The sequence below is a fragment of the uncultured Shimia sp. genome (assembly GCF_947498095.1).
Classification (GTDB): Bacteria; Pseudomonadota; Alphaproteobacteria; order Rhodobacterales; family Rhodobacteraceae; genus Shimia.
The window spans coordinates 1-4,467 of record NZ_CANMJE010000033.1 but is presented as its reverse complement, the minus strand read 5'-3'; the positions used below and the strand labels follow the sequence as shown (position 1 = coordinate 4,467).

Here is a 4,467-nt window from a genome sequence, read left to right as displayed (position 1 = left end):
CCCAGCCATCCCTACATCCTCTCATGACACTAAATAGTGGCAAAGTTTTGGGGGGCTAAGACACAAACGCCAAATAGTAGGAAATTTGATTCTGCGCGCTAGATATTGACAATTGATCGATAATGCGATTCTCCCGGACCGGGACTGGGTTTCGAAGGATTGGCTTTCTAGCGAACTGTAGATGGTATTTGGGAAAACAGGCATATCGATGGTAAACTTAACTGAGCACAAGTTTTTTACGGAATCTGACAAGCTAGCGCTTGGTTGGTTTTGGCGGAACTACCTGAAATCCAAAATGATTTGGCTGTTTCTAATTTTGGGAATGACGGCAGCTCAGGGGTATGTTTATCGAGAGTTTCTAAAGTTGACCGAAAGCGGCATGCGTATCGTTTTTGAAAGAGGTACGCTACAAGATCTATTTGAGATTTGCGCCATGGTGACGGGGATTTTTCTTTTTCGCGGCGTAGTTTCCTATCTAACTCCAAGGATAGCTACTTGGATAGCCAACGATGCGGTGCAAAGAATGCGCGACGACATGGTCGCAAAATATCTGAGCTTGGATCTCGCTCATTTTGATAAAGCTAAATCCGGGGATGTTATCCTACGTCTTGTACAACAAGCGGATGGCCTAAGTTCGTTTGTAGGGCAACAAACGGTTAAGGCGCTTAGAGACGCGGCCACCATTCTAATACTTTCAACATATCTAATTTACAAAGAACCCTTCCTATTTGCGGGTGTGGTATTTGTTGTACCATTTGTTTTGTTTGGCCTGAGAAGAGTTTCTAAGCGGATTAAGGAGATACAGCAAAGCGCCGAAGCTGTTATGGGCGATTTCATAAATGGCATTGAAGAGATGACCAATGGAATGCGGACTATCCGGATATCTGGGCAAGAAGAAATGGAGAAAAGGCGTTTGGCCACGTCTACTAAGGGCATCAGGACCCTAAACATCAGATTGCAGGCAGCTCAGGCGCTGAGTCTACCGTGGATGGACTTTGCTGCAGCTGTGGCATTTTCAATGGTCATTGGCGGCGGCGGATACATGGTGCTCAGCCCAGAATATGAGACAGATGGAGCGTCAATAATAGCCTTTCTAATTGGCTTGGTGCTAGTGTTTGACCCCGCGCGTCGTGCGTCTTCGTATTTTGTTGCGCTGCAGGCAGCTCTAATTTTGTTTAGAAGTATTCATACCCTGATGTTGGAAACGCCAGAAATCGTTGACACACCAAATAGTGTTGCGGAACTTGATGGTGAAGGCGATATCGTTTTTCGGGATGTTAGTTTTTCTTATGAAACTAACCATCCACTACTACACAATTTAAATTTGGTGTTTAGAGGTGGAAGAACCACAGCTATCGTGGGATCAACTGGATCGGGAAAAACTACAATACTAAGCCTGCTTGCACGGCTATATGAACCACAATCCGGCGAGATTACTTTTGATGGCCGCCCGCTTTGCGAATACAAATTGGAAACGCTAAGGGGGATTTATTCGGTAGTTTCCCAAGATATAGTTATTTTCAATAGATCAATTTTTGACAATGTTAAATATGTAAAGCCAGAAGCTTCAGATCAAGAAGTTTTCGACGCGGCAGAGGCGGCGGATATTTTGTCCTTAATGGAGGAACGAGGGAGCGCGCCGGTAGGTCCGAAAGGGGCTCAGCTTTCCGGTGGCCAAAAACAGCGAATAGGAATCGCTAGGGCCTTTTTGCAAAATAAGCCAGTTGTTATTCTTGACGAAGCAACTTCAGCTTTAGATCAAAAAACGGAAGACCGAATAAGAGGAGCTATGGAGGGTCTTATGAAGGGGCGAACTAGCATTGTTATTGCGCACCGGCTTTCAACCGTTACTCAGGCAGACCTCATTTATGTACTTGAACACGGTAAACTCATCGAACAGGGTAATCATTCGCAACTATTGGCCCAAAAAGGGCTATATGCATCCATGTACAATGCGCAACAACAAGGCTATCAAAAATAGACGTTCTGTTTTGGAATCTTATTGGTCTTGAAAACTGATTATTAACAAATGAGGTTTGCCTGATTCATCTAAATTGAACACGCAGCTATTGGGCAAGTCCATTTACCACCCCGGCGCGCTATGGCGCAATCGTGGTCATTTTTTGAAAGCCGGACCCGCGCCATATGGCCGAAGAAGGTCTGGCTACTGATTTTGTGCAAGACAACCATTCGATGAGCCGTGGTTTCGACACCGTCCAGGGGTTGCGCTTTCAGTCTCCACTACAAACACAGGGCAAGTTGGTGCGTTGAGGTTGTGGGTGTTTGTTTGATTCTGCCGTTCATGTGCGCAAAGGATCGCCCACCTATGGGCAATGGGTCAGTGAAGCGTTGAGTTTTTAGAACGGCAAATAACTGCGGATTCTGGCCGGTTTCCTGCACGGATTTGTGACCCGCGTTTCTGACACCGAGATTATCTATAAATGCACGGTCCAGTATGCACGCGAATTCGGTGGTGCGAATTGGTGGGATAGATGTGGCATCAACTGGGGTTTTGATGGCATGCCGATCTTGAGTGGGAAAGACGAAGCCGCTCCGGCGTCGGCCGATTTTGACAGCCCGCTCACTTACGAAAGATAACTCTATGAAGGTGGAGCAGGGCTCATTGGTTCTGCTGCCTTGCGTCTTGCAGTGTCCCGCGGTCATGAGGTGGTCAAGCCAGATGCGTTAACCCATGCGGGCTGTCTCAGAATGTGGCAGGCGTGGCCGATAGCTCGAACTACGTCTTTGAACATGTCGATACTTGCGATCGTGAAGCAGTGCTGCACCGAACTCTCTCATAGTTTAAGCCGCCAGTGGTTCCAAAAACTCCAACGACGGACATGGGGCGCAGCCTGATGACGGAACTGTCTTTGTGATAAAGACGCCTTCGTTTCTTATGGCGGTGGGGGAGTTGCAGGCCCTCTTCACCCCATAAGCGTTCGACTTTCTTGTGGTTGACCCATTGCCCGGCAGGCGATTGCAAAGCGATCTGCCGAGAGGAGCCAGTCCTCCATCCGCTGCAGAGCCGTCACCTTCCGATAGCCATAGAGACCATACTGTTTGGCTAGCCGGATCATCGCCAGACGCAACGCATCGTCATTCGTCGGCTTCGCTTGATACCGCAGACTTGAACGCGACAGTCCCAAGACTGCGCAAGTGCGGCGTTCAGATGTGTTCAACTTTAGACGGGTGGGACATCTGGCGCGGCAAGCGGTTCAGGTTTGTCCGTCTTAGGGCGCTTATTAGGCCTGATCCGCATGTTCAGCCTCATCTCGCAGTAGATCCGACAGACGCGTTTGTTGTTCCACCCGTAGCCCTAAACGTTGCGCAGATACAATAAGCACAGGCTAAAGCCTCAGCTCCGCTTTTTGGCGGTGAGGAGTTCTAGCCAATCGGCGATCTTTTCGTTCTCGTCACTCAGAACGGGACTGCATCTGAAGCAGGTGCAACGAGTAGCCAAATTTGCGCCAGATCCCGTCCAAAAAATTGGAGAGTAACTTGCAGGTCGCCAGGTTACTCACTCTTGATTCACACTTACTTGCCTGGAAAAAGTGATTAGTAAACCGCTTTCACCGCTACTGAAATCCATATAATCGGATTCAATTGTGCCAATTGGGCTTTCAAACAAAACCGGAGAAGGTGAATATCCGGAAATGTCGCCTAAGTTGACTACTAGTAAATCTGAGTAAAGAGTTGATCCATCCAAAGTGCTAACAACAACTTCGCCCTTCAAAGAAATCTGGCTGTCCATTTTTGAAAGAATGCCTTCCTCCGCAGAAAACTCAATTTGCCGTCCAGACAATAACTTCACATTACCATTGACAACTGTCGCCACTGAGCCTTCGAGGTCTTGCCCCACTTCAACTTTCTGTAAGAAAACTTCGAATAGGGAGCCATTTTCTGTCGCTCCTCTGGTGACAGAGTTGTTTAGTACGCCAATTTCAAAATGGTAGAAGGGGCTATCAATGTCCCCGCCTTCACTGCTGGTAATGCTCGCGCCCCTTTTTAGCGCGAAAAGGAGAACCAGACAAATTGCTGCGGATACCAGGCAGACAATTTTGAAGGCCCAAACAATTTTTGAATAGAAATCCATCTAACCTTTGCTTTCACTCAGGAGAATCTCAATGGCCTTAATCTTTGAAAAAGAAGGGAGGAAGGTCATGTTGCAATTCTGTTGTTTCTCCAAAACTCACAGAATGAACCTCTTTTTGCAAATGGTAACTACAAAACTCAATCGCGCTCAGGCTTCTGCCTCTTATGATGATCCTCCCCCACTGAAGTGGCCCGCCCCTATTGTTAGGAAACGGAGGATCGAATATGGGAATCAGGCGACACAAACCTGAAGAGATTGTTACGAAGTTACGGCAAGTTGAGGTGCTATGCGACCAAGGTGAGCAGCCCTATCTGACGGGTCCAAGTTGATTGTTAGTGCATGATCGGCCTGGGTTCCATTGGTATGATGGTTTC

The 4,467-nt window shown here is 47.6% G+C and carries 2 protein-coding genes and 3 pseudogenes; 3 read left to right on the top strand and 2 right to left on the bottom strand.

Annotated elements, in window-relative coordinates; all coding sequences use genetic code 11:
- Positions 1-181 precede the first annotated feature (181 nt).
- From Q0932_RS20420 to Q0932_RS20410, 3 genes and pseudogenes are all read left to right on the top strand, one after another.
- Positions 182-1,981, top strand: a complete 1,800-nt coding sequence (locus Q0932_RS20420; protein WP_299357091.1) for an ABC transporter ATP-binding protein — start codon at positions 182-184, stop codon at positions 1,979-1,981.
- Between the two features lie 164 nt (positions 1,982-2,145).
- A pseudogene (gene rfbC / locus Q0932_RS20415) lies at positions 2,146-2,598 on the top strand (dTDP-4-dehydrorhamnose 3,5-epimerase).
- Between the two features lie 24 nt (positions 2,599-2,622).
- Positions 2,623-2,771, top strand: a pseudogene (locus tag Q0932_RS20410) (dTDP-glucose 4,6-dehydratase); the annotation flags it as partial.
- Between the two features lie 419 nt (positions 2,772-3,190).
- Here Q0932_RS20410 and Q0932_RS20405 read toward each other — a convergent pair.
- Together Q0932_RS20405 and lptC are read right to left on the bottom strand one after the other, a co-directional pair.
- Positions 3,191-3,445, bottom strand: a pseudogene (locus Q0932_RS20405) (IS3 family transposase); the annotation flags it as partial.
- A 72-nt stretch (positions 3,446-3,517) separates the two neighbouring features.
- Complete coding sequence (gene lptC, locus Q0932_RS20400; RefSeq protein ID WP_299357090.1) at positions 3,518-4,093, bottom strand: LPS export ABC transporter periplasmic protein LptC; 576 nt, start codon at positions 4,091-4,093, stop codon at positions 3,518-3,520.
- Positions 4,094-4,467 lie beyond the last annotated feature (374 nt).